Raw genomic sequence first — 22,215 nt, 5'->3', positions numbered from 1 at the left:
AGCACGACACAGCCAAAGAAGGAGAGAAAGAAGACCCAAATACCCACTGAATAACACGAAAAGCTGGTCCAACGGGTGGGTCAGAATTCAATGCAAATCGTGGGTCAGGATTCCGTGCAAATCAACAAGTATATTTCTATCCCCTAGCTCGACGTCCACCGTCGTCACAATCCGGTATTGTGCAGAAAACTTTTTGCTCAAACGACGCCTAGTTTCATCCGTCAGTGCGATCGTTGGCACGAGAATTAGCACGTTTCTCGGCTTGCGGATGGCAATGTAGGCGTCGATGATCAAGCTCTTGCCAAAGCTCGTCGGCGCGCTGACCGCAAGATTCGTCCCGTCAAGAAGGTGTTTAAGCACTAAAGACTGTTCGCTATGGAGCGTGACCGACGCTTCCTGACCGATGTCAACCCTGAAAGATTGATAAACAAAGCGATCCTGCCAACTCGACGTATTCGGATCTAGATATGGGAAAAGCCCCGATTCCCTAATCAAATGATTAACTAGTGGAGAATACGGGACGTTTTCCCGGTCGTGTTGATCGAGCAAGCAAATAAGTCGATTCCTCGCCTCGGCTTCGTTTCCGGCCTGCAGTAAATCATTTACGACTGCACATTCCTCGAAGATTTCCATATATCATTTAACCTTTATAGAATGCCACTTCCTTCGAGAACTGCTCGATTAGTTTTGCTCTATCTGGCACCGGGAAAAGGATGATGTGAAAGCTGACTTCTGAATATTTTGTGACCTTCCCGCATAGCGCATCAATTTGTTTTTTAAAATAAGCGGTCGCGCGATCGACGTGATACTGCCGAATCGCGTTCCGGTAGGTCTCGTCCATTTCCTTGGTGGAAGCAGTTATCGTGCACTCGTGCAAAAGAAGGATGGGGACGTGAATCTTTGCCTTGATATGATCGATCGAGTTCTTTGTAGATAGCGCGTTTTTAATCTTCGCTGCCAACTCCCGGTTTTCAACCAACTTATCAATGTCCGACGTATTCGTAATGATGCTGTTTTCTTTTTTCAACTTGTCGGTTTTCAGCGAATTACCGACTGATTCGATGACTGCGGGAAGTCTGGCGTCCTCGATGCTGTTGTAAAACTTTGCTTCCCCGAACCAAAGCGAAAAATCGTCATCTCCTTCCAAAACGATGTGGACACTATCAGCCCCTTTCGCGTTATCCTGTACATTCTGCTTGTAGAAAATCTTTGGAACAACGGGCAACGCTCCGTAGTGGTGGTGCATGATTCCGTAGAGAACGATTTCAGCGAGTTCGCTGCCCTGTCCTATGTCTCCAACCTTGTCGGTGAGACGAAGATTCTTGGCCGACTCTCTCAACGTGGACCTGCTCTGTCCAATTAGCTTTTCACGCTCATGAGCTGACAGTGCGGTAAGAGCAATATTGTCCCAGATGAAATTTTCGAATTTCTCATATCGCCAAATCTCATCTTCAAAGTCGTTTACCATACTTAGAACGCGCTTTTTCTCGACTGGAGCAAGCGCTGTATCCGACAAAATCTTCAGGTAAAAATCATCTACGAGTATTTCGAAATCCATCGAGACGGCCCCGTCGTAGGTTCAATCGAGTCTTTGAGTCACACACCTGATATAGGAAAAATCTTCCTTGCTTCCGTCAGTCCGGACAGCGCAAAAACACTGAGTTCCATAATCTCCTGGCATCACTTCGAAGTAGGAGATACCAGAGCCAACCTTCGTCGCGTACGCGGGGTGGCGTCGAAACAGACCTTCAAGGTGTGCCGAGTCCTCGGGCGAGACCCGCTCTCCCGGAATATACCGGTTTAGCATTTCCTTGAAGAAACCCTTTGCTTGACTTTGATTGTCGAAACTTATCGAATCGAGAACGACCCTCTTCCCTCGTCCCATTCCATACCTCTCTCAGTTCATACGCTTATGTATTTAGCGATACCGACTGTCTACAAACCAATTTCCGAACATCAAACGCCCGCGGTTCCGAGCGATGTCAGTCTGTCTCGCGTGAAGTAGCAGCGGTGACAGTCGTCTTCAGTAATAGCGCTCGTAGTCCGCCTCTATCCCCGATAGCTTCGCAAGTTCCATTAGGATTGATAGCCCTGACTCAAGCAGCAACTCGGTGCGCTCTTGATTATCCCAGTCTTCGCTGCCATGCTTTCCGCCGTGAAACAAGTTGTTTCGCACCACCTTTAAGAGACGAATGATCTTGGCGAGATCAGACGGGCTCCGCGAAGTCTCGACAACCGCCCATCGCAGTTCGCCGTGTTCGCTAACTACTTGACGGCTCGGCGCCAACTGCAGCAGTGACTCCGCCGCATTGGACAGTGTGTACTCAGCGCGCCATCTTCGCTCAAATGCATCCCATCCGGGTTCTGCGTTCGCTCCAGCCTGATGCGACTTAAGATAACCGTTTTCCTTGAGCGCAAACTCGAACCGGGAGAACCAGTAGAAGAATTCGAAGGCGATGCTAGATAGATGGGATGGAATGCTATCTCGACGCATGTTCAATTCCTTGTCAAGGTGCACCGAGGCCATACTTCCATTCTCGCTGCTTAAATGCAGCCTCTCCTCCTTCGAGAATTGCGCAAATCTTGTTGCGAATATGTGCCTCCTCAATCGCACCGGTTTCGTACCGAAGGGTTTCTGCCTCGTTATCAGCAATGACAACCTGGTCGGCATCGGCATTAACGACTAGGTTCGCGTTATGTGTAGCGATGATGACCTGTCGATACTTCTTGATTTTTCTGAAAATTGGAACGAGTTTCTGAACGACGAATTCGTTATCCAGATCATCCTCTGGCTGGTCGAACACGAACGGGCTGCCGAATGGGTCGGTCGCGAGCTTCATGCAAAGAAAAAACGTTCCGCGCTGCCCTACTGAGAGCCTCTCAGGCGGCTTGCCCCGATAAGTCAGCCCCGCCCGTACGGTCAAATATTTCCTTTGTTGCGATGGCTTGAATAGATACTCTAGGAAATTGAGTGCATCACCCGGTCCGACGAACTCGGATTCGCGTACAAATCTATCAATGGCACACTTTCCGTCGTCATCGGACATAATCATTGCCTCGCCGGATAGTAAAGACCTAAACGTTTCGACCGAATCCACCCCGAACCTAGCAGCCAGCTTTTCACGGCGAGTAAATCCAGCAGCGGCTCTGAACTTGCGCATGTTCAGATAGGGCTCCATTCCGTCGTAAAACGCATCCTTATCAAAATGAACGCAGCCGCTGATTTCGACACCTTCCAGCAGCTCATTAACCAAGGCGACCTGGTCTGATTTCCATCCTTCCTGGCCTTGCTTGAGACTCTCGAACGCCACTCCTATCGCTATGGCCTCCGCTCGAATATCTTGGAGATGTGTGTCTACGAGCGCTGTCCGAAGCTCGTTGAGAGTGTGAGCACGCGCTTTTTTTTCCTTATATCGCTCAATTCGATCATTGGCATGAGCCACTTCGCGCTGGTAACCCTCTACCTTGTCAAGAAGGCCCTTGGGATCTTGCTCGACGCCTTGCTCTCGCAATGTTTGCAACACCTCGGCTGATCTTTCGTCGAGCTGTTTCGAATATGAGTTCAGCTCGTCCGTTGAATGATTTATGGCGGCGATCTGAGGTTGCAGGTCAACCGCAGGTATTTGCTGTCCGCGAGGCAGCAAAAGCACATTGAATCCTTTGATCTCGTCGGCCAGCTCCTTTGCAACGGTATTAACTCTGGTGGCGAAAGCCGTCAGCTTGTTTTTTAGAATTACAGCTTCGCTTGCCGTCTTCCGATTCCCGTTGTATTCGCTGACCAGAAGCTTGTTTTTTTCGTTGGTCAGTGTCGCAACACGAGCCGCATTGACGCGCTTGACTTCCTCATTGTACTGTGGATTATTGATTTGGTTGCCTTGCTCGTCCTGCTCGAGGAGCCATTCAAATATCTCTTCTTTCTCGCGAAGCAAGCTGGACATCTCTTCTTCGACATCGATCAATGGGTCTACGGCTTTTATCGGCAAGAGCGCCTTTATCTCTTGACTTAATCGCGTTGGGTTCAGTGAGATAGCCTGAAGCTCGGTCTGTCGAACGTGGAGGTAGTCCGGCCCAATCGGCTCATCATGTGTCAGGGCGATAGACTCGGCACCATGTTGCTTGGTGAATTCGATCGTAAAGACCGGCGGTCGATAGCACATCGATACGGTGGTGGTTACACGTGAAGGCTGCGTCAGCGCAAGGATTGAGTCGAGCAGAATGCTCTTCCCAGAACCTCGACCACCAATGACCGCGACGAAGTCACGATTCAGCGCGATAGACGCATGATGAAAATTGAGCGGCTGATCGTCCGAAAGGGGCCCTCCGATGTGCAAAGCACTGAAATAAGGCTTAGGATATTCAAGTTCCGGATTATTTCTAGCCAGTGAGATACGTTCGAGCGGCTCGTACACGAGTTGTCGTAGACCATCGAACGTGGGCTTTGCCTTGACCCAACTGTACGCACGACCTATTTCGTTGACGCTATGCGCATCGCTACCGAGTAGGACAGGTTTCGCCACTGCGCCGACATATCTTGAAGGATTAGCGAAAAATTCGCGGTCACCTTGTCCGCCGAACATGAGCGAGCATGCCTTGTCGAATTCCACCGCCAAACTCGCGCCGCGACCTTCATTCCTTTGAGGACGAAACGATCCGTAACCTGTCGGACATCCAATGAGCAGGCAGTCATCAGGATCAAAATTCTCGTGAATCCAATCGCGAAGCGCTCGAAATTCGACGGTTATGTTTTTGAGTTCCTGCTTTGCCACATCAATCTCGGCACGATTGCAATAGATTTGACGGACTCCACCAGGGTCGGACGTGTTGATGAGCTTTAGCCGCGACAGGCGGTGGTTTATCTCCTTACTGGAGATACGTGGATCGAAAAGTACGTGTGCATTGATAGCCTCTCCGTCCTTATTGGGCTGCGTCAGACGAAACTCGAGGTTTCCGACGACAACTGTAGTGAGCCCTGATTCCCTGAGTGCGGATTGCGTCCGCTCGACCTCATCGTCGGCAAACAGAAAGTAATTTGTAACACCAATGAGATTGAACCGCACATCTGCTAATGCGTTCACGAAACCCGGCCAGTCGCCGTTGTATCCATTCGCGAGATGCGTGTCCGGTGAATGGATGTGCAGGTCCCACTTTCCCCAATTCGAGCCACGATCGCTTAACGCCACTTCGCCCTCTCATCTTGTGATTTTTTTCCGATGCACAAATGATCGGCAGAATTGACCTACATTGCAATGGCTTTGTCGGACCAAGCGTACTTCAGGTGCCGGTCTATACGAGGACACCGCTCAAGGACGCCCGGGCCCTTTTTCCCCTCGCGGATCCGCGAAACCCGGCGATTTCGGCCAAGGCTTTCTATGCGCGTACCCATCCGTCGATGCTCCGTGGCTAGCACCCGACCGACGGCGCTACCGAAGCACCGGCCTCCCGGTCCAGTCATCGGCTCTTCGATTTTCAGTTTACGTTATGGCTTTCCAACCGTTCCGGTGCACGCCGCCACGAATGTTTCGAAGCTGCGTCCGTTGGTGGTCCTTGCCCTTCACATAACGAAATTCAACATTGAGTGCCACAACGGACATCGCTGCCGCCCGCATAACCGACGCTTCTGTCATTCCCCGTGTGCACAACTTGGCTGCCCACACCACAAGGGCGTGGACAGCCGCCCTGCGGGCGGTACCCAAGTTGCGCACACTGGCGGACTGACGCGCCGGCCCAGCCGGCTTGCCTTGGTAAGGAGATAACAAGAACTTGAAGCGGGCCCATCGACCTACCAGGTACAACTTGGTCTATTTTTTCCTTGCAAACCTAAGCGATGAACCCGTGCCCGTGCGGCTGGCGCGGCGATCCCGGCGGGCGCTGCCGTTGCACGCCGGAAATCGCGACGCGTTATCTGCGCAAGCTCTCGGGGCCGCTGCTCGACCGGATCGACATCCAGCTCGAAGTGCCGGCGCTCACACCCGCCGAACTCGGAGCCCGCGCGGCCACCACGGGTGAAGCGAGCGCAGTTATCGCGCAACGGGTCAGCGCCGCGCGCGAGCGGCAATTGATCCGCCAGAGCAAAACCAACCGTGAACTGGATGGCCGGGAAGTGGATGAGGTCTGCCGCCCGGACCCGGCCGGCGAAGCGCTCCTGCGCGAAGCGGGCGAGCGATTCGGCTGGTCGGCGCGTGCTTACTACCGCGTGCTGAAGGTCGCGCGGACCATCGCCGACCTCGCCGGCGCGGCGATGCCGAGCGCCGCGCAAATCGCCGAAGCGATCCAGTATCGCAGGGCTTTGGGCTCACTATGAGGAGAAAAATCTACTGTCAAGACTTGACTTATGCACATCTTCGCGCTTTTGACAAATTTTGAAACAATTCCGAAGCCCGCCCAAGCATAAACCAATAAACCTTTGATTTAATTGATTTTTATAAAACCCACCACATCAGTGAATTCTGACGAAATCCCCGCCGGACGGGCTTTTGCGGCAAATCAGGCCGACTTCTCAACAGAGTTATCCACAGGAACGGGGCTTATCGCCAAAACTTCAACGTAAACCGGGAATTAGCGCACAAAGCTGCGAAGGAACTTTCACTGTGCGCGGCGCTCTGCTTGCGCCGCATCGGCCTGAACGCCCCGTGCTCAATAAAGCTGGAACGACGAAAAAAACTGGTCGACCTGGTCCTGCGGCAGCGGTTGGTCGGCGATGATCGCCGCCTGATAGACGTGCCGGCCGTGTGCGACGAGCCGCGCGTAGACAATGCGGGTCTCGTGCTGTGCGCCGGCCTCGCCGCTCACCTTCATCTCGAGGCCAAGGGTATGGCCGCCCGCGGCGAGCGGAATTTGCACCGCGTGCGCATCGGGTGCCGCGCCGACGTTGCGGGCCAAACCCGCGCGCAGGAAATCGAGCGCGGCGCGCTGGGTGGCGTCGCTATCGTCGGGCAGCATCACCGTGCCGACCGCGAAAACCGCGTTGCCGGCTTCGGCCGTCTGCATCGCCATCTGCACCGGCGCGCCGTGGATCTGTACCGCGCGCTGGTCCTTGCCCGGTTTGGCCGGAAAGTCGACGGTGTAGCCGTCGTCGTTGTTCATGACAGTGCGCCAGTCGAATGTCGGCGAGCAGGCGCTCAACGCGACGCCGAGTGCAAGCGCGGCCGCCGCCGTGCCGAGCACGGTTCGGGTTCGGGGGTACGGCAGGCGCGGGAGAATTCGGTCGGAGCCGAGCAGCATACTGTGCTCCCTCAAGCGCTGCGGCAGAGGCAGACAAAGCGGCAACCAGACTGGAAAGCGAGCCGGAAAGCGGCCCAACGGGGCAAGACGACACAACACACGCACAAGCAACCAGCGGCAACAAAAGGCAGTTCTGGACATGGAAACGGAAGATCGAGCTGACAGGAACGTAAAGCCCTATTATCCGCTGATCCACGGCGGGTTTCGCTCCCGCTGGCGTGCCGCGCGGACGCAACGGCACCAATGGAGCTACAATAGCCGGGCTATTCAGCACCGGCCCGACGTGCCACCCTGCCCCATTGTTCCGCGCGCCCCGCGCGACTCACGAGGTTCCGTTCATGAGCTCCAATTCATCAACCGCCGCCCGGCGCACGAACCCGCTTCGCTACATCATTGCGGCAATCGTGGTCGTCGCGCTCGCCGTCGCCGGTTACTTCGCGTTTGCGGGCCAGCAACGCGTGCCCGACGCGACCTTCACGCTGCTGTCGGGCAAGAAGCTCACGACCGCCGATCTCAAAGGCAAGGTCTATCTGGTCAATTTCTGGGCGACGAACTGCGACACCTGCATGAAGGAAATGCCGCAGATGGTCCAGACCTATAACCGCTTCAAGGGCCAGGGGCTCGAATTCGTCGCGGTGGCCATGAACTACGACGCACCGATGTACGTGACCAACTACACGGCAACGCGTCAGCTGCCGTTCAAGGTCGCGATGGACGACGGCTCGGCCGCCAAGCAGTTCGGCAACGTCCAGCTCACGCCGACCACGTTCGTCATCGACAAGGACGGCAAGATTCTGAAGCGCTATGTCGGCGAACCGCAGTTCGCGGAACTCGACCAGTTGCTCGAAAAGGCGCTCAAGACCTGACGCCTGCCGCAGCGGCGCCGGGCAGGCCACCAAGCCAGGCCCGGCCCGGGTTAAAAAGAGCCGCATCAAGGAACCGCATCAACCCCGCCTCGAACGAAACGCCGGCCGCCTGACGCGGCCGGCGTTTTGCTTTTAGCCCTCTCAGCGCTCCCCTTCCCCTTTGGCCGCGAGGCCATACCGCTTGATCTTCTCGTAGAGCGTCGCCTTGCCGAGTTGCAGCCGGTCGGCCGCCACGGCGACCACGCCGCCCGCCTGCTCCAGCGCCTCGGCGATCATCGCCCGCTCGAACTGCTCGACCCGCTCCTTGAGCGGTTGCGCGGCCGCGTCCTCGTCGGCGAAGGACAGCGCGGGTTCGTCGGCGATGCCGAGCACGAAGCGGTCGGCGGCATTGCGCAACTCGCGCACGTTGCCGGGCCAGTCGCGCTGCATCAGGCTCGCGCGCTGGCGATCGGTGAGAATCGGCGCCGGCCGTTGATAGCGCACGGCCGCATCGAGCACGAAGTGTTCGAACAGCGGCACGATGTCCTCGCGGCGCTCGCCAAGCGGCGGCAGCGCGATCGTCACCACGTTGAGCCGGTAGAGCAGATCGCGCCGGAACGAACCGTCCGCGACATGCTCGGCCATGTCGCCCTTCGCGGCCGCCACCACGCGGCAATTGACGCGAATCGGCTGATTCGAGCCGAGCCGCTCCAGCACGCCGTCCTGCAGCACGCGCAGCAGCTTGACCTGCAACGCGAGCGGCATGCTCTCGATTTCGTCGAGAAACAGCGTGCCGCCCGACGCATGTTCGAGCTTGCCGATCCGCCGTTTCGCCGCGCCCGTGAACGCGCCCGGCTCGTAGCCGAACATCTCCGATTCGAACATCGGCTCGGGCAGCGCGCCGCAATTCACCGCGATAAACGGCTTGTCACGCCGCGGCGACAGCTCGTGCAGGCTACGCGCAATCAGTTCCTTGCCCGCGCCGGTATCGCCGTTGATGAGCACCGACGCATCGGTCGGCGCAACGTTGGCGATCAGCCGCCGCACCTGCTCGATCGCGGGACTGCGGCCGATGATGCGCGGCGCCACCGTGTTCTGCTCCGCCAGCTCACGGCGCAGCGCGAGGTTTTCGAGCACGAGCTTGCGGCGCTCCAGCGCACGCCGCACGGTCTCGATCAGCCGCTCGGACGCGAACGGTTTTTCGATGAAGTCGTAGGCGCCGTCGCGCATCGCCTGCACGGCCATCGAGATATCGCCGTGACCGGTGACGAGAATCACCGGCACGTCAGGGGCGCGCTCGTGGCACTGCGCGAGCAGATCGAGTCCGCTCGCGCCGGGCAGCCGGATATCGCTGACGATCACGCCGGAAAAGTCCGCGCTGATCAGCTTCGCCGCCGCCTCGACCGACGCGTGGCCGATCACGTCGAAGCCCGCCAGTTGCAGGCTCTGCACGCTCGCGCGGCGCACCAGTTCATCGTCTTCGATATATAGCACCTGCAGGCCGTCGTTCATGGCGTGTTCCGTGTGAGGCTTCGTGTGATGTCAGGAGCCCGCGCCCGGCGAGTCGTGCCCGGCGTTCGTCGGCACGCGTGCGCGGCGCAGCGTCAGCACGAATGATGCACCGCCGTGCGGCGCGTTGCGCGCGACGAGCGAACCGCCGCAGTCGCGCGCGATCGACGATGAAATCGCGAGGCCGAGGCCGAGCCCCTGGCCCATTTCCTTGGTCGTGAAGAACGGCTCGAAGAGGCGCGGCAGCACGTCGTCGGCAATGCCGGGGCCGTTGTCGACAACCACGATCGACAGATTCGCGTCGCTCGCTTCGACCTCGACCGCGATGCGCGGCGCGCTCATGCCGGCGGTCGCGTCGAGCGCGTTGCCGAGCAGGTTGATGAGCACCTGTTCGAGCCGCAGATCATCGCAATGCGCGACCAGTTCGGGATGATCGTCCGTAAGACTCAGCGGTGCGCGCCAACCGGCAAGCGCATCGGCGCCGGCATCGGCACTTGCATCCGCATCGATCAGCACGAACCCGAGTTCGACGCCCTGCAAGCGCTTTTGCAGCAGTGCGACGACGTTGCGCAAGGCCCGCACGACCGGCGCGCGTGCGCTGCGCGGCCGCGCGCGGCCCACGAACAGCTTCAACTGGTTCGTGATCTTGCCCATTCGCTCGGTCAGCGCCGCGATCGCTTCGAGATTCTCGCGCGCCGACGCCTGATCGCCGCGTTCGAGCAGCACGCGCGTGTTGTCCGAGAAACTGCGCAGCGCGGCAAGCGGCTGATTCAGTTCATGCGTGATGCCGGCCGCCATCTGGCCGAGCGCCGCGAGCTTGCTCGCCTGGATCAGCTCGTCGTGGGCGGCGCGCAATTCCTGTTCGGCGCGCGTGCGCTCGGCCACTTCCTTCTGCAACTGCTCGTTCGCCTCGGACAGATCGGCGGTGCGCTCGGCAACGCGCTGGTTCAGCTCCGCATACGCCTTCTGCAGCAGCGCGCGGCTGCGCATCACTTCGCGCACGCGCGCGCGACGCATGCGCCAGTAGAACGCGAGCAGCACGAGCGAGATATAGCCGAAGCCCGTGACGATGGTTGCCTTGCGCGCGTCGGCGTCGACCGGATCGACGGGCGACAACGTAATCAGATGCCAGTCGGGTTCGCCCATGCCGCGCCGCGACGCGAGATAGCGCGGCGCGAGACGCCCGCCGCCGATGCGCACGATCTGCGCATTGCCTTCGAGCGTGCGCTCGATCGTGACCGGCAGCGGCGCGATCGGCTGCTGTGCGTATTGCCGCGCCTGGTAGATCGAATCAGCGACCTGTCCAGGCAGCGGACGGATCGTGTGGTATTTCCAGGCCGGCACCGAGGAGAGAAAGATCACGCCATGATCGTCGGTCACGAGCAGCGGCTCGGATGCATCGACGCCCTGGAACCATTCGAGATCGAGCTTGACGACCGCCACACCGACGATCTTGCCGTCGCGCCGCACCGGCTGCGAAATGTAATAGCCCGGCGCCTGCGAAATCGTGCCGATGCCGAAGAAGCGGCCCACGCCGCCGTTGACCGCATCGACGAAATACGGCCGGAACTGGTAGCCCGCGCCGACGAAGCTGCCTGGCCCGCGCCAGTTGCTGGCGGCGACGCAATAGCCGTCGAGCGAGATGATGTAGGTGACCGTCGCGCGCGCGTGGCGGTTCAGGTCTTCGAGATAGAGATTGGCGCGCTTGACGTTGGCCGGGCTCGGATCGACAAGCACATCCTGCACGATCGGATGCTCGGCGAGCAGATAAGGCAGCGATTCGTAGCGTTCGAGCGTGCTTTTGAGCGCGCTCGCGGTGCGCTCGGCGCGCACCGCTGCGTTGCTCCGCAGCGTGTCGACGCCGCTGCGCCACGCGATACCGTAGGTGAGCCCGCATGCCGCCACGAGCCCGGCCAGCAGCGCGAAGAAGATCAGCAGGCGGCGCGTCACGTTGGCAAGGTCCGATCGATAGGGATCGGACATTGTGGCATAAGGCGGCACGGGCTCGCGGCCGGACTGGCCGCGGGTTTCGCCTGGCGCTTTGCCGCGCGCTTTGCTGTGAGTTGCGCTGCAAGTTGCGCCGCGAATTTCGCCGCACACCGGGCTGCGGGTTTCGCCCGCCGGATGCCCCGCATGCTCCGGATGTGCCGAAGAAGACGCGCGAGCAGGCTCTTCGGAAGAATGCGCGGACGCCGGTTTCATACGCAGGCGTCCGCGCTCATGACGACAGAAACAGCGAAGCCCTAAGCGCCGCTCAGACGCCGGCCGGCTCTTTGACCGCCACGTCGCCGCGCAGCACCGCGCTGAGCCGGCTGCGGTCGAGCTCCTTCTCCCAGGCCGACACGACGACCGTCGCGACACCGTTGCCGACGATGTTGGTCAGCGCGCGGCATTCGCTCATGAAGCGGTCGATGCCGAGAATCAGCACCATGCCCGAGAGCGGGATCGTCGGCACGACGGCGAGCGTCGCCGCGAGCGTGATGAAGCCCGCGCCGGTCACGCCGCTCGCGCCCTTCGAGGTCAGCATCGTCACCGCGAGCAGCGTGAGCTGCTGCGTCCACGTGAGATCGGTGTTGGTCGCCTGGGCGATGAACAGCACCGCCATCGTCATGTAGATATTGGTGCCGTCGAGGTTGAACGAGTAGCCGGTCGGCACCACGAGGCCCACCACCGAGCGCGAGCAGCCGAGATTTTCGAGCTTCTGCATCAGTTGCGGCAGCGCGGCTTCGGACGAGCTCGTGCCGAGCACGATCAGCATCTCTTCCTTGATGTACGCGACGAAGCGCAGGATGTTGAAGCCCACGAGGCGCGCGATGATGCCGAGCACGACCACCACGAACACGATCGAGGTCAGATAGAAGGTGCCGATCAGCTTGAGCATCGGCAGCAGCGAGCCGATGCCGTATTTGCCGATCGTGAAGGCCATCGCGCCGAACGCGCCGATCGGCGCGAGCTTCGTGATGATGCGCACGATGCCGAACAGGATGTGCGAGAGGCTGTCGATGAAGTTCGTCACGACCTTGCCCTTCTCGCCGGCCGTCGCGAGCACCGCGCCGAACAGCAGCGCGACCAGCAGGATCTGCAGGATTTCACCCTGCGCGAACGCCGACGAGATCGTGTCCGGAATGATGTGCATCAGGAAGTCGACGCTCGACTGGCCGTGCGCCTTAGCCGCGTACGACGCGACCGCGCGGCTGTCGAGCGAGGCCGGATCGACGTTGAAGCCGGCGCCCGGACGCAGCAGGTGCGTGGCCGCGAGGCCGAGCACGAGCGCGAAGGTCGAGACGATCTCGAAGTACAGCAGCGCCTTCCCGCCGACGCGCCCGACCTTCTTCATGTCTTCCATGCCGGCGATGCCCGTCACCACCGTGCAGAAGATGATCGGCCCGATCACCATCTTGATGAGCTTGATGAAGCCGTCGCCGAGCGGCTTCATGTCGACGGCGAGGTTCGGGTAGAAATGCCCCAGTACGATGCCGATGATGATCGCCACGATCACCTGGACGTACAGCACTTTATGGATAGGTTTCTTCACGATGATTCCTGCGAGGGGGATGAGCTCATGACCTGCGGCACGCCGCGCGCGAACGGATCGTCGTCGCGCGAGTACGGCATCAGGGCGCGATAAGACGACGAATACAGAAATACCGGGAAGGGAAATCGGACATCGTTGTCTCCTTGCTTTAGTTGTCGGGCCGTTGCGGCCGCGCGTTCTGAATTGCAAGGTCGATGCCAGATCGATGCAGGGCTGGAAGCCTTGATTTCTATGGGTTTTCTGGCGATACCGGCCGCGCGCCGTCCGGGATTCCGGAAATCCGGACGAAGGCCGTCGGGGAATCCGGAATCGGGCGCGGGCGGGATTGCGGGGAAACCCGCAGGGGTTTCCGCCTAGGCCAGCATGTCATGCGCGAGCAGATCGATGCGGTCCGTGCAGATCATGTCGACGCCCCATTGCGCGAGCCGTTGCGCGCGCGCCGGGTCGTTCACCGTGTAAGCGAGTACGCGCAGTCCGGCCGCGCGGACCTGGGCGACGAGCGGCTCGCTCAGATAGCGGTGGCTCGCGTGCAGCGACACGCAGTCGAGTTCGCGCACGATGCGCAGCCAGTCCGCCGGCAGTTCCTCGAACAGCATGCCGCGCGGCAGCGAGGGAGCGGCATCGCGCGCGGCGGCGAGCGCGTCGAACGAAAACGACGACAGCAGCGGCGGCGTCGGTCCGTGCCACAAGCTCAGCGCGCCGCGAGCGACCAGCGTGCCGGTGATCGCCTCGCGGCCCGGACACGGCTTGATCTCGATGTTGGCGGCGATGCCGTCGCGCGCGCAGCGTTCGGCCGCTTCGGCGAGCGTCGGCAAACGCGTGCCGGCGAATTGCGCGCCGCGCCACGCACCGGCATCGAGCGCGGCGAGTTGTTGCCACGCGTGCGCGGCAGCCGGACCGTGACCGCTGGTCGTGCGATCGAGCGTGTCGTCGTGCAGCAGGAAAAGCTGATTGTCGGCGGAGAGCTTCGCGTCGAATTCGACCATGCGATAGCCGTAGCGCACGCATGCGTCGAAGCCGGCCAGCGTGTTTTCGGGCGCCAGCGTGCCGCCGCAGCGATGCGCAACCAGCCGCGGATAAGGCCATTGTGCGGATGTCCCGCGATCGATCCCGTTTGCCACGTCTCGTTACCCTTCCAGATAGAGCGGTTCAGTGTGCGGCCGACGCTTGCCTGCTGCGTGTGTTTGCCGCGTGTCCACCGCGTGGTTTCGCTGGCCGCAAGCGCAAGTCCCACGCGTAGTATCGCGTATGAAGAAACACCGCGGTAGGCCGCGCGGGTCACACGACGAGCGGCCCAAGCGCTGCGGACCGGCACAAAAAGAAAAGCCCGCTCAAGGCGGGCTTTTCCACGATTGCGACCGCTGCCGCGAATCTCAGACCACACCGGCTCCATGCGCCTGCACGTCGGCGTGATAGCTCGAACGAACCATCGCGCCCACGGCCGCATGCGTGAAGCCCATCTTGTACGCCTCTTCCTCGTACATTTTGAAGGTGTCCGGATGCACGTACGCGCGCACCGGCAGATGGTGCTCCGACGGCTGCAGATACTGGCCGATCGTCAGCATGTCGACGTCGTGTTCGCGCAGATCGCGCATGACCTGCAGGATTTCCTCTTCGGTTTCGCCGAGGCCGACCATCAGGCCGGACTTGGTCGCGACGTGCGGATGCAGCGCCTTGAAGTCCTTCAGCAGCTTCAGCGAATGCGCGTAGTCCGAACCGGGGCGCGCCTCCTTGTACAGACGCGGCACCGTTTCGAGGTTGTGGTTCATCACGTCGGGCGGCGCGGCGTTCAGGATGCCGAGCGCGCGGTCGAGCCGGCCGCGGAAGTCCGGCGTCAGGATTTCGATGCGCGTGTCCGGCGACTGCTCGCGCGTCTGACGAATACATTCGACGAAGTGCGCCGCGCCGCCGTCGCGCAGATCGTCACGGTCGACGCTCGTAATCACGACGTACTTCAGCTTCAGCGCGGCGATGGTGCGCGCGAGGTTGGCCGGTTCGTCGGCATCGAGCGGATCGGGACGGCCGTGGCCGACGTCGCAGAACGGGCAGCGGCGCGTGCACTTGTCGCCCATGATCATGAAGGTCGCGGTGCCCTTGCCGAAGCATTCGCCGATGTTCGGGCAGCTCGCCTCTTCGCACACCGTGTGCAGGTTGTGTTCGCGCAGGATCTGCTTGATTTCGTAGAAGCGCGAATTGCCCGTGGCCGCCTTGACGCGAATCCAGTCCGGCTTCTTGAGCTTTTCGATCGGGACGACCTTGATCGGAATGCGCGCGGTTTTGGCTTGCGCTTTCTGCTTCGCAGTAGCGTCGTAAGCGGCGGGGGAAGCCAGCGCGCCTTCGGGCACGGGGGTGGCTGCTGCGGGATTCGCGGTTACGTCAGTCATTCGTTCGATCCAGTCAGGCGGTGAGCGCACCGGCCTGCGGTTGGGCGACGGCCGCGGGATTGCCGTCGAGGTTTGCGGTGAGGCGTGCTGCAAGGGTACGGGCCACGTCGTCCCAGCCGGCGGCAACGCCGAGCGTTGCCATGTCGACGGTTTCGAGCCCCGCGTAGCCGCATGGATTGATCGCGAGAAACGGCCGCAGGTCCATGTTCACGTTCAGGCTCACGCCGTGATAGCTGCAGCCGTTGCGGATTTTCAGGCCCAGCGCCGCGATCTTGGCACCGGCATGCGACCCGGCATCGGGTCCGGGCGCCACGTAGATGCCGGGGGCGCCCGCCTTGCGTTCTCCGGCGAGATTATACGCCGCCAGGGTGTCGATCACGGCCTGCTCGATCCGCGTGACCATCTCGCGCACCATCAGCTTGCGCCGGCGCAGGTCGAGCAGCAGATAGGCGACCACCTGCCCCGGCCCGTGGTACGTGATCTGCCCGCCCCGGTCGACCTTGACGAGCGGGATGGCGCTGTCGGCGGCGAGCAGGTGGGCCGGATCGCCGGCCTGGCCGAGCGTGAAGACGGGCGGATGTTCGACGAGCCAGATTTCGTCGGGGGTGTCGGCGGTGCGAGCATCAGTGAATGCGCGCATCGCGTCGAAACTGGCTTCGTAGGATTCGCGGCCGAGCCAGCGCAGCGTGGGCAACGCAGGCGCCGTAGCGGCGGGCAAGGGAGACGGAGAAACCGGGGTGGCGCACATGATCGTGGCAGTTTACCGAAATCTCGGAAACCGCGCCCGACGGGGAAAGGCCGAGCGGCCTGCCCGTCGCACCGTCCTCAAACCGTGCGCCAGCCGCCCCGCATCCGCATGACCAGCCGTTCGCCGACGCGCGCGAGCCCGTTCAGCGCGCGCTCGTCGCAACGCGTCGGCACCGAGAACGTGACCTTCGCGTGCTGGACCCCTTCTGCGCCGAGCCAGAGCCGCTCGCCGCGCCGCAGATGCAGCGTCTGGCCGGGCTGCAGCCAGTAGTCCAGCGTGTCGTCGCTGCGCGTGATCCAGACCGCGCCGCCGCGCACCGTCAGCTTCGTGCTGCGCGCCACCCGCAACGGCAAGGTTTCGCCCGTGCGGACTTCGTATGCAATGCTAGAGGAAATTTCTCGCATGATGCCCTCGCCAAAAATCGTTTCATGGCTAAAATCGTAGACGTAGCAAGGGCTTGCGCAAAACGATCAATTTTCACGGCTATGTGAGAAATATTGCAATGGACCTCAGGCAACTCCCCGCCCTGAACGCGGTCAAGGCGTTCGAAGCCGCCGCCCGCCACGAGAGCTTCTCGCGCGCCGCCGACGAGCTGTTCGTCACCCACGGCGCGGTCAGCCATCAGATCCGCGCGCTCGAAGCCGAGCTCGGCGTGTCGCTGTTCGCGCGCGACGGCAAGCGCGTGCGCCTGACCGAAACCGGCCGCCGCTATGCCGCGCAGGTGCGCGCCGCACTGATGGAACTCGCCGACGCCACTCGCGCGATCCGTGCCGGCGACCGCGAGCGGCGCCTCGTGGTGTCGATGCTGTCGTCGTTCGCGGCGCGCTGGGTGACGCCGCGCATCGGCAGCTTTATCGAGGCGCATCCGCAGTGGGACCTCGAACTGCTGTCCACCAACGCGCTCACCGATTTCGCGCGCGACGACGTCGACCTCGCGATCCGTTTCGGCTTCGGCAAATATCCGGGGCTGCACGCGGAACTGCTGCTCGACGAGATTTTCTTTCCGGCCTGCTCGCCGAACTTCAACGGCGGCAAGCTGCCGCAAACCCCGGCCGATCTCGCCAAAGTCCCGCTGCTGCGCTCCGACGACGAGCTATGGCGTCCGTGGTTCGACGCAGCCGGCCTGACCGACTGGCCGGAGCCGAAGCGCGGCGTGCTGTATCAGGATTCGTCGAATCTGCTGCAGGCGGCCATCGACGGCCAGGGGGTCGCGCTCACGCGCCGCTCGCTCGCGATGCACGAAATCGCGGCGGGCCGGCTCGTGCGGCTCTTCGACGTGGATGGGCCGAGTCCGTGGCAATACTATTTCATCTGCCCGCCGCAAATGCTCGAAACCGCGCGGGTCAAGGCGTTTCGCGACTGGGTGTTCGACGAGGTGGGACGCTTCAGGCAGCGCTTCGACCTCGCCTGCGAGGCCGGTCCCGCGGCCAGCGCGCGCCTCGCGGCGGAGGTGACGACGGAAGCGACGCCGGAAGCGGCGGCGCACGCATTGCGCGCCACGCCGTGAGCCGGGTCGTGTGAAGAAAGCAGGCGAGGAATCGCGCGCCGCTTACAGCACGACCTTGACCATCGGATGGCCGGTCAGCGCGCGATAGATGTCGTCGAGATGCGCGCGGCTCGTGGCGCGCACGTGGACGGTCAGCCCGGTGTAGGTGCCGCTGCTCGACGGCCGCGTTTCGACGCGCGAGGCGTCGACGTCGTTATCGAACTGGCGCACCACCGCGACGATCGTCTCGGCAAACTCGGGGTGCGATTTGCCCATGATCTTGATCGGGAAATCGCAGGGAAACTCGAACAGCGAGTCGTTCTCGGTACTCATTCTTTACTCCTTGCCGCACCTCGGCCTCAGCGGCCTCGGCTTGCCGATGCCGCAGCCGGCGAAACGCGCCGCGGCATCAACGGTGATTGCAGCGTAGCCCTTACTTTTTCTTGTTGAACATCAGCATCAGCGAATCCCAGACGCGGCCGACCACACCGGCCTGCGGCACCGGCTGCAGCGCGACCACCGGGAACTGCGCGAGCACCTTGCCGTCGGCAACGAACTTCGCAGTACCGACCTGCTGGCCGTTCGCGATCGGCGCGACGAGCGGATCGTTCAGCTCGATCTGCGGCTTCGCCTTGTCGCCCGCGCCCTTCGGCAGCGTGACGTACTGGTCGCTCTTCACGCCGACCTGCACGCTGTCCTGCGCCCCCTTGTAGACGCGCGGCGTGGCCACGACCTGGTTCGCCTTGTACAGACGCGTCGTGTCGTAGGCGGTGTAGCCGTAGTTCAGCATCTTCAGGCTGTCCTGCACGCGGTCGTGCTCCTTGGTCTCGCCCATCATCACCGAGACGAGACGGCGCGACGCGTCGGTCGTGCCCGGCAGCGAACGCTTCGCGCTCGCGATCAGGCAGTAGCCCGCCGCCTGCGTGTGACCGGTCTTCAGGCCGTCGACGGTCGGGTCGATCCACAGCAGACGGTTGCGGTTCGGCTGCTTGATCTTGTTGTACGTGAATTCCTTGACCGAGAAGATGTTGTAGTAGTCCGGATAATCGCGGATCAGCCGCGCCGACAGCACCGCGAGATCGCCCGCCGTGGTGTAGTGCTGCGGGTCGGGCATGCCGTTCACGTCGGCGAAATGCGTGTGCGTCATGCCGAGCTTCTGCGCTTCGGCGTTCATCATGTTGACGAACTGCGCCTCGCTGCCGCCGACCAGTTCGGCCAGCGCGATCGCCGCGTCGTTGCCCGACTGCACGATCATGCCGTACACGAGATCGTGCACGGTGACGGGCTTGTTCGCCTCGATGAACATGCGCGATTCGTCCGTCTTCACGCGGCGCACGGCCTCGCTCGGCATGACGGTCTGATCCATCGTGATCTTCTTCGTGTCGAGCGCCTCGAACACGAGATAGGCGGTCATCAGCTTGGTGAGCGAGGCCGGCTCGACGCGCTCCTCGGCATTGCCGGACGCGAGCACCTGGTTGCTGGTGGCGTCGACGAGCACCCACGAGCGCGCATTCACGGCCGGCGGCGGCACCTGCGCGAACGCGCCCGAGGCGGCGAGCGCGGCCGGCAGCACGAGACCGAGGGTGAGGGCGCGATTCAGCGAGACGGGAACGAACGAGGCGACGGACGGGAATGACGTACGGCCAGAAGAGGAGAAACGCATAGGGTCGATGGAGGCAGAAAAATACGTTGCGCGAGAGCACGCGTAGTTGGGGGAGCCGGTCGGCGGGCATCTGGCCGTAAAACGGCACGGCGCCCATTGGACTTCCGGCGGCGCAATCGGTTCGCGAACGCAGCGCTTCCCGCCCGGCCGCGCTGCGCGCGAAGCGGAACTCCGCGGCGCGCGAACTGCCGGATGGGCGGCGCTGCGCCCAAAAAAAGAGCGCCCATTATACGCGCGCTACCTGGCCGGCTTCGCGCATGGAGCGGTCGCAGGATGGCGATTCGCACACGTTTGCGCATGCCGGCCCGCGGGACGAAGCGCGGCGCGCGTTTTTACCGCCACGCGTCGACGATGATCCGCTTCAGGATGTGCAGCTTGCGGTGCAGGAAATGCTCGGCGCCCGGAATCACGACCACCGGCAGTTCCTGCGGCCGCGCCCAGTCGTACACGGATTGAATCGGCACGGTCTCGTCGACTTCGCCGTGAATCACGAGCGTGCTCTCCGGCACGGGCGCGACGTCCCAGCGGCTCGCCGCGGTGCCGACGAACACGATGCGTTCGATCTCCCGGCCTTCTTCGCGCAGCTTCGCGGCCACATGCGAGAGCACGACCGTGCCGAACGAAAAGCCCGCGAGCACGAGCGGCAGAGCGCCGTACTGCGCATCGGCGCGCATGTGTTCGAGCACCGCGCGCAGATCGTCGCGCTCGCCGACGCCCGCGTCGTGCTCGCCCTGGGTCTGGCCGACGCCGCGAAAATTCGAGCGATACGTGACGTAGTTCAGTTGCACGAGCGTGCGCGCGAGCGTCTGCGCGACCTTGTTGTCCATCGTGCCGCCAAAGAGCGGATGCGGATGCGCGACAAGCGCGATGCCGCGCGGCGCGGCGCCTTTTTCGCGCACGTCGTCGGGCAGGTCCAGCGCGACCTCGATCTTGCCGACCGGGCCGTCGATCAGATATTTCTTCGTGTTGACATTCATGAGGGTGCCTGTCGATCGTTCTGTGATTCGCGCCTGACGGCGCGCGTTATTAATCGATCTTCAGACGTTCGACGACCTTGCCGTTCGCGAGATGCGACTCGACGATCTCGTCGATGTCGCTCTCGTCGACGTAGGTGTACCAGACGCCCTCGGGATACACGACGAGCGTCGGGCCGAGTTCGCAGCGGTCGAGGCAGCCCGCCTTGTTGATGCGCACCTGGCCGGGACCGGCGAGGCCGAGCTGCTTCACGCGCTTTTTCGCGTATTCCTGCATCGCCTGCGCATTGCAGTTGGCGCAGCTCGGACGCTCGGCGCCGGGCTCGCGTTGATTGAGACAGAAGAAGACGTGATGCTTGTAGAAGGAATCCATGATGTCCGGGAGAGCGAAACTGAAAGGGAGTGCAATGGCGCTGTCAGCACACGGTATGCCGCGGCGCCCGTGGTGCGGACGATTATAACGAGCAGGCCCGGCGGCCGCCGGGGTCTGCTGGCCGGAAAGGCCGGCGCTTCGGCAGCACCGCATGGCGCTTCACGTGCGCTTGCATGGTATCCGACGCGGGCCCGCTGCATTTCGTGCGAGCCTCTTTCGCCCGGGCCGATGCGAACCCGAGCGAACCCGGCCCATCGGGCGCACTGCCCGCGCCTGTCCGCCCGATGCGCCCTCGCCTCGTTTTCCCCGGTCTCACGCGCGCTTCGCCCGACGCTTCAGCCACGCCTGCTCGACCGCGAACGCGAGCCACACCAGCGCCGCGTACGGCCAGACCCACGCGAGCCAGCGCGCGAGACCGTTGAAGTGCAGATACCGCCCTTGCCGCCAGTCGGCCAGCACCACGTCGAAATACGGATTCACCGGCAGCAGATTGACGAACACGAGCGCAACGACGAGCGCGATGGCCGCCAGCGCCGCGCGCACGCGGCGGCGCAACGGCAACGCAGCGAGTGCCGCGAGCGTGCCGCACGCGAGCCCGCTCAATGCGCCGGGCGTCGCCCAGTCGAACGCAAGGCCGGATTGCGATTGCAGAAACGTCGCGCCGGCCTTCACGCCCAAGGTCACGACGATGAACACCAGCAAGAGACGCACGCGCGGCGCATGCCGGCGCGCCGGCAACGACGCGAGCACGAGCGCGGCGAACAGGTTCAGCGTCGTGATCAGCGCTTCCCAGGCGTCGTCGGGCAGCCACGCGGCGGCGGCCGCCGGCCATGCGCCGACGTGCCACGCGGACGGCGTCCACGCAAGCAACGCGTCCTGGGTCGCCGGATCGACGCGCAGCCACAGCATGCGCGGCCAGTTACCGAGGCCGAACAGACGCGGCGCCGGATACATCGTCGCGAACGGCCAGGTGGCAACGAGACACGCGAGCGCCGCGCGGCCGCGCTCGAACCACAGCAGCCGCAAGCGCCTGAGCAAGCCGCGATCGAGCAGCGCGCCGGTCGCGGGCGACATCATCGCCGCGCCGAGCAGCGCGCCGAGCGTGTTGGCGGCGAGATCGAGATTGGACGCGACGCGCGTCGGCAGATAAGTCTGCACCGCTTCCATCGTGCCCGACAGCAGAGCGCCGAGCCCGAACGCCAGCGCAACGGCCACGGCGCCGCGCCAGCGCGGATACACCGCGAGCACCACGAGCGCGCCGAACGGCATATAGCCGAGCACATTGGTGACGACGTCGAACGCCGTCAGATACTGCGGCATCGGATCGAACAGATAGGCAAACGGCGCGATGCCGAGCGAGCGCCAGCCGGAAAACGGATACCACGAACCGTAGACGATCAGCGCCGCATACAGCAGCAGCGCCTGCCGGGCGAGCCCCGACGGACGGCGCAACCAGGGTCGTTCGCTCATGCAGCGC

Annotated in this window: 19 protein-coding genes and 1 pseudogene; 3 read left to right on the top strand and 17 right to left on the bottom strand. The window is 62.3% G+C overall.

Annotated elements, in window-relative coordinates:
- Positions 1-87: 87 nt before the first annotated feature.
- From F3J19_RS14675 to F3J19_RS14655, 4 genes are all read right to left on the bottom strand, one after another.
- The gene (locus tag F3J19_RS14675; protein WP_167042487.1) at positions 88-633 is read right to left on the bottom strand and encodes a DEAD/DEAH box helicase; all 546 of its coding nucleotides are present in this window, start codon (positions 631-633) and stop codon (positions 88-90) included.
- Positions 634-640: 7 nt separating this feature from the next.
- The gene (locus F3J19_RS14670; protein ID WP_167042485.1) at positions 641-1,558 is read right to left on the bottom strand and encodes a DUF1837 domain-containing protein; all 918 of its coding nucleotides are present in this window, start codon (positions 1,556-1,558) and stop codon (positions 641-643) included.
- A 465-nt stretch (positions 1,559-2,023) separates the two neighbouring features.
- Positions 2,024-2,494, bottom strand: coding sequence for a hypothetical protein (locus F3J19_RS14660; RefSeq protein WP_167042481.1), 471 nt, complete (start codon positions 2,492-2,494; stop codon positions 2,024-2,026).
- A 13-nt stretch (positions 2,495-2,507) separates the two neighbouring features.
- Positions 2,508-5,180, bottom strand: coding sequence for a TrlF family AAA-like ATPase (locus F3J19_RS14655; protein ID WP_167042480.1), 2,673 nt, complete (start codon positions 5,178-5,180; stop codon positions 2,508-2,510).
- A gap of 641 nt (positions 5,181-5,821) precedes the next feature.
- Here F3J19_RS14655 and F3J19_RS14650 point away from each other — a divergent pair.
- A pseudogene (locus F3J19_RS14650) lies at positions 5,822-6,301 on the top strand (ATP-binding protein); the annotation flags it as partial.
- Positions 6,302-6,633: 332 nt separating this feature from the next.
- Here F3J19_RS14650 and F3J19_RS14645 read toward each other — a convergent pair.
- Complete coding sequence (locus F3J19_RS14645) at positions 6,634-7,221, bottom strand: hypothetical protein (protein WP_205192861.1); 588 nt, start codon at positions 7,219-7,221, stop codon at positions 6,634-6,636.
- A 338-nt stretch (positions 7,222-7,559) separates the two neighbouring features.
- Between F3J19_RS14645 and F3J19_RS14640 the strand changes: the two genes are divergently transcribed.
- A complete protein-coding gene (locus F3J19_RS14640) occupies positions 7,560-8,087 on the top strand; it encodes a TlpA disulfide reductase family protein (protein WP_167042476.1) in 528 nt (175 codons plus the stop codon).
- Positions 8,088-8,228: 141 nt separating this feature from the next.
- Here the strand turns inward: F3J19_RS14640 and F3J19_RS14635 are convergent, their stop codons facing one another.
- From F3J19_RS14635 to F3J19_RS14605, 7 genes are all read right to left on the bottom strand, one after another.
- Positions 8,229-9,578, bottom strand: a complete 1,350-nt coding sequence (locus F3J19_RS14635; RefSeq protein WP_167042474.1) for a sigma-54 dependent transcriptional regulator — start codon at positions 9,576-9,578, stop codon at positions 8,229-8,231.
- A 30-nt stretch (positions 9,579-9,608) separates the two neighbouring features.
- The gene (locus F3J19_RS14630; protein ID WP_205192858.1) at positions 9,609-11,558 is read right to left on the bottom strand and encodes an ATP-binding protein; all 1,950 of its coding nucleotides are present in this window, start codon (positions 11,556-11,558) and stop codon (positions 9,609-9,611) included.
- A gap of 271 nt (positions 11,559-11,829) precedes the next feature.
- Entirely contained in the window at positions 11,830-13,110 is a 1,281-nt protein-coding gene (locus F3J19_RS14625; protein ID WP_167042472.1) for a dicarboxylate/amino acid:cation symporter, read from the bottom strand.
- Between the two features lie 353 nt (positions 13,111-13,463).
- Positions 13,464-14,231, bottom strand: a complete 768-nt coding sequence (gene ugpQ / locus F3J19_RS14620; RefSeq protein ID WP_167042470.1) for a glycerophosphodiester phosphodiesterase — start codon at positions 14,229-14,231, stop codon at positions 13,464-13,466.
- Positions 14,232-14,483: 252 nt separating this feature from the next.
- Entirely contained in the window at positions 14,484-15,494 is a 1,011-nt protein-coding gene (gene lipA, locus F3J19_RS14615; RefSeq protein WP_167042467.1) for a lipoyl synthase, read from the bottom strand.
- Positions 15,495-15,507: 13 nt separating this feature from the next.
- Positions 15,508-16,242, bottom strand: a complete 735-nt coding sequence (lipB, locus tag F3J19_RS14610; protein ID WP_167042465.1) for a lipoyl(octanoyl) transferase LipB — start codon at positions 16,240-16,242, stop codon at positions 15,508-15,510.
- Positions 16,243-16,319: 77 nt separating this feature from the next.
- Positions 16,320-16,646 (bottom strand): DUF2917 domain-containing protein, encoded by a 327-nt coding sequence (locus tag F3J19_RS14605; RefSeq protein ID WP_167042463.1) that lies wholly within the window; start codon positions 16,644-16,646, stop codon positions 16,320-16,322.
- Between the two features lie 98 nt (positions 16,647-16,744).
- Here F3J19_RS14605 and F3J19_RS14600 point away from each other — a divergent pair, with 98 nt between their 5' ends.
- Positions 16,745-17,749: a transcriptional regulator GcvA gene (locus tag F3J19_RS14600; RefSeq protein WP_167042461.1), complete on the top strand. Its 1,005-nt coding sequence runs from the start codon at positions 16,745-16,747 to the stop codon at positions 17,747-17,749.
- A 42-nt stretch (positions 17,750-17,791) separates the two neighbouring features.
- On the opposite strand, the gene F3J19_RS14595 is transcribed toward F3J19_RS14600, so the two are convergent.
- The 5 genes from F3J19_RS14595 to F3J19_RS14575 form a co-directional block, all read right to left on the bottom strand.
- Complete coding sequence (locus tag F3J19_RS14595) at positions 17,792-18,061, bottom strand: DUF493 family protein (RefSeq protein ID WP_167042459.1); 270 nt, start codon at positions 18,059-18,061, stop codon at positions 17,792-17,794.
- 100 nt (positions 18,062-18,161) lie between these two features.
- Positions 18,162-19,391, bottom strand: a complete 1,230-nt coding sequence (locus F3J19_RS14590; RefSeq protein WP_167042457.1) for a D-alanyl-D-alanine carboxypeptidase family protein — start codon at positions 19,389-19,391, stop codon at positions 18,162-18,164.
- Positions 19,392-19,723: 332 nt separating this feature from the next.
- Positions 19,724-20,368: an alpha/beta hydrolase gene (locus F3J19_RS14585; RefSeq protein ID WP_167042455.1), complete on the bottom strand. Its 645-nt coding sequence runs from the start codon at positions 20,366-20,368 to the stop codon at positions 19,724-19,726.
- A 49-nt stretch (positions 20,369-20,417) separates the two neighbouring features.
- Complete coding sequence (locus tag F3J19_RS14580) at positions 20,418-20,738, bottom strand: ferredoxin (RefSeq protein ID WP_167042453.1); 321 nt, start codon at positions 20,736-20,738, stop codon at positions 20,418-20,420.
- A gap of 312 nt (positions 20,739-21,050) precedes the next feature.
- The gene (locus F3J19_RS14575; protein WP_167042451.1) at positions 21,051-22,208 is read right to left on the bottom strand and encodes a VanZ family protein; all 1,158 of its coding nucleotides are present in this window, start codon (positions 22,206-22,208) and stop codon (positions 21,051-21,053) included.
- Between the last annotated feature and the right edge of the window lie 7 nt (positions 22,209-22,215).

Origin of the sequence: Burkholderia sp. Ax-1724 (assembly GCF_011752995.1) — a bacterium.
GTDB lineage: Bacteria > Pseudomonadota > Gammaproteobacteria > Burkholderiales > Burkholderiaceae > Paraburkholderia.
Note: the sequence above shows the minus strand (reverse complement) of the source record. Positions and strands in the feature narration are given on the sequence as shown.

Excerpts from the sequence above, each read along its gene's own strand:
- F3J19_RS14675 (WP_167042487.1), bottom strand. The coding sequence starts at position 633 with ATGGAAATCTTCGAGGAATGTGCAGTCGTAAATGATTTACTGCAGGCC.
- F3J19_RS14670 (WP_167042485.1), bottom strand. The coding sequence starts at position 1,558 with ATGGATTTCGAAATACTCGTAGATGATTTTTACCTGAAGATTTTGTCG.
- F3J19_RS14660 (WP_167042481.1), bottom strand. The coding sequence starts at position 2,494 with ATGCGTCGAGATAGCATTCCATCCCATCTATCTAGCATCGCCTTCGAA.
- F3J19_RS14645 (WP_205192861.1), bottom strand. The coding sequence starts at position 7,221 with ATGCTGCTCGGCTCCGACCGAATTCTCCCGCGCCTGCCGTACCCCCGA.
- F3J19_RS14640 (WP_167042476.1), top strand. The coding sequence starts at position 7,560 with ATGAGCTCCAATTCATCAACCGCCGCCCGGCGCACGAACCCGCTTCGC.
- F3J19_RS14635 (WP_167042474.1), bottom strand. The coding sequence starts at position 9,578 with ATGAACGACGGCCTGCAGGTGCTATATATCGAAGACGATGAACTGGTG.
- F3J19_RS14630 (WP_205192858.1), bottom strand. The coding sequence starts at position 11,558 with ATGTCCGATCCCTATCGATCGGACCTTGCCAACGTGACGCGCCGCCTG.
- lipA (WP_167042467.1), bottom strand. The coding sequence starts at position 15,494 with ATGACTGACGTAACCGCGAATCCCGCAGCAGCCACCCCCGTGCCCGAA.
- lipB (WP_167042465.1), bottom strand. The coding sequence starts at position 16,242 with ATGTGCGCCACCCCGGTTTCTCCGTCTCCCTTGCCCGCCGCTACGGCG.
- F3J19_RS14605 (WP_167042463.1), bottom strand. The coding sequence starts at position 16,646 with ATGCGAGAAATTTCCTCTAGCATTGCATACGAAGTCCGCACGGGCGAA.
- F3J19_RS14600 (WP_167042461.1), top strand. The coding sequence starts at position 16,745 with ATGGACCTCAGGCAACTCCCCGCCCTGAACGCGGTCAAGGCGTTCGAA.
- F3J19_RS14595 (WP_167042459.1), bottom strand. The coding sequence starts at position 18,061 with ATGAGTACCGAGAACGACTCGCTGTTCGAGTTTCCCTGCGATTTCCCG.
- F3J19_RS14590 (WP_167042457.1), bottom strand. The coding sequence starts at position 19,391 with ATGCGTTTCTCCTCTTCTGGCCGTACGTCATTCCCGTCCGTCGCCTCG.
- F3J19_RS14585 (WP_167042455.1), bottom strand. The coding sequence starts at position 20,368 with ATGAATGTCAACACGAAGAAATATCTGATCGACGGCCCGGTCGGCAAG.
- F3J19_RS14580 (WP_167042453.1), bottom strand. The coding sequence starts at position 20,738 with ATGGATTCCTTCTACAAGCATCACGTCTTCTTCTGTCTCAATCAACGC.
- F3J19_RS14575 (WP_167042451.1), bottom strand. The coding sequence starts at position 22,208 with ATGAGCGAACGACCCTGGTTGCGCCGTCCGTCGGGGCTCGCCCGGCAG.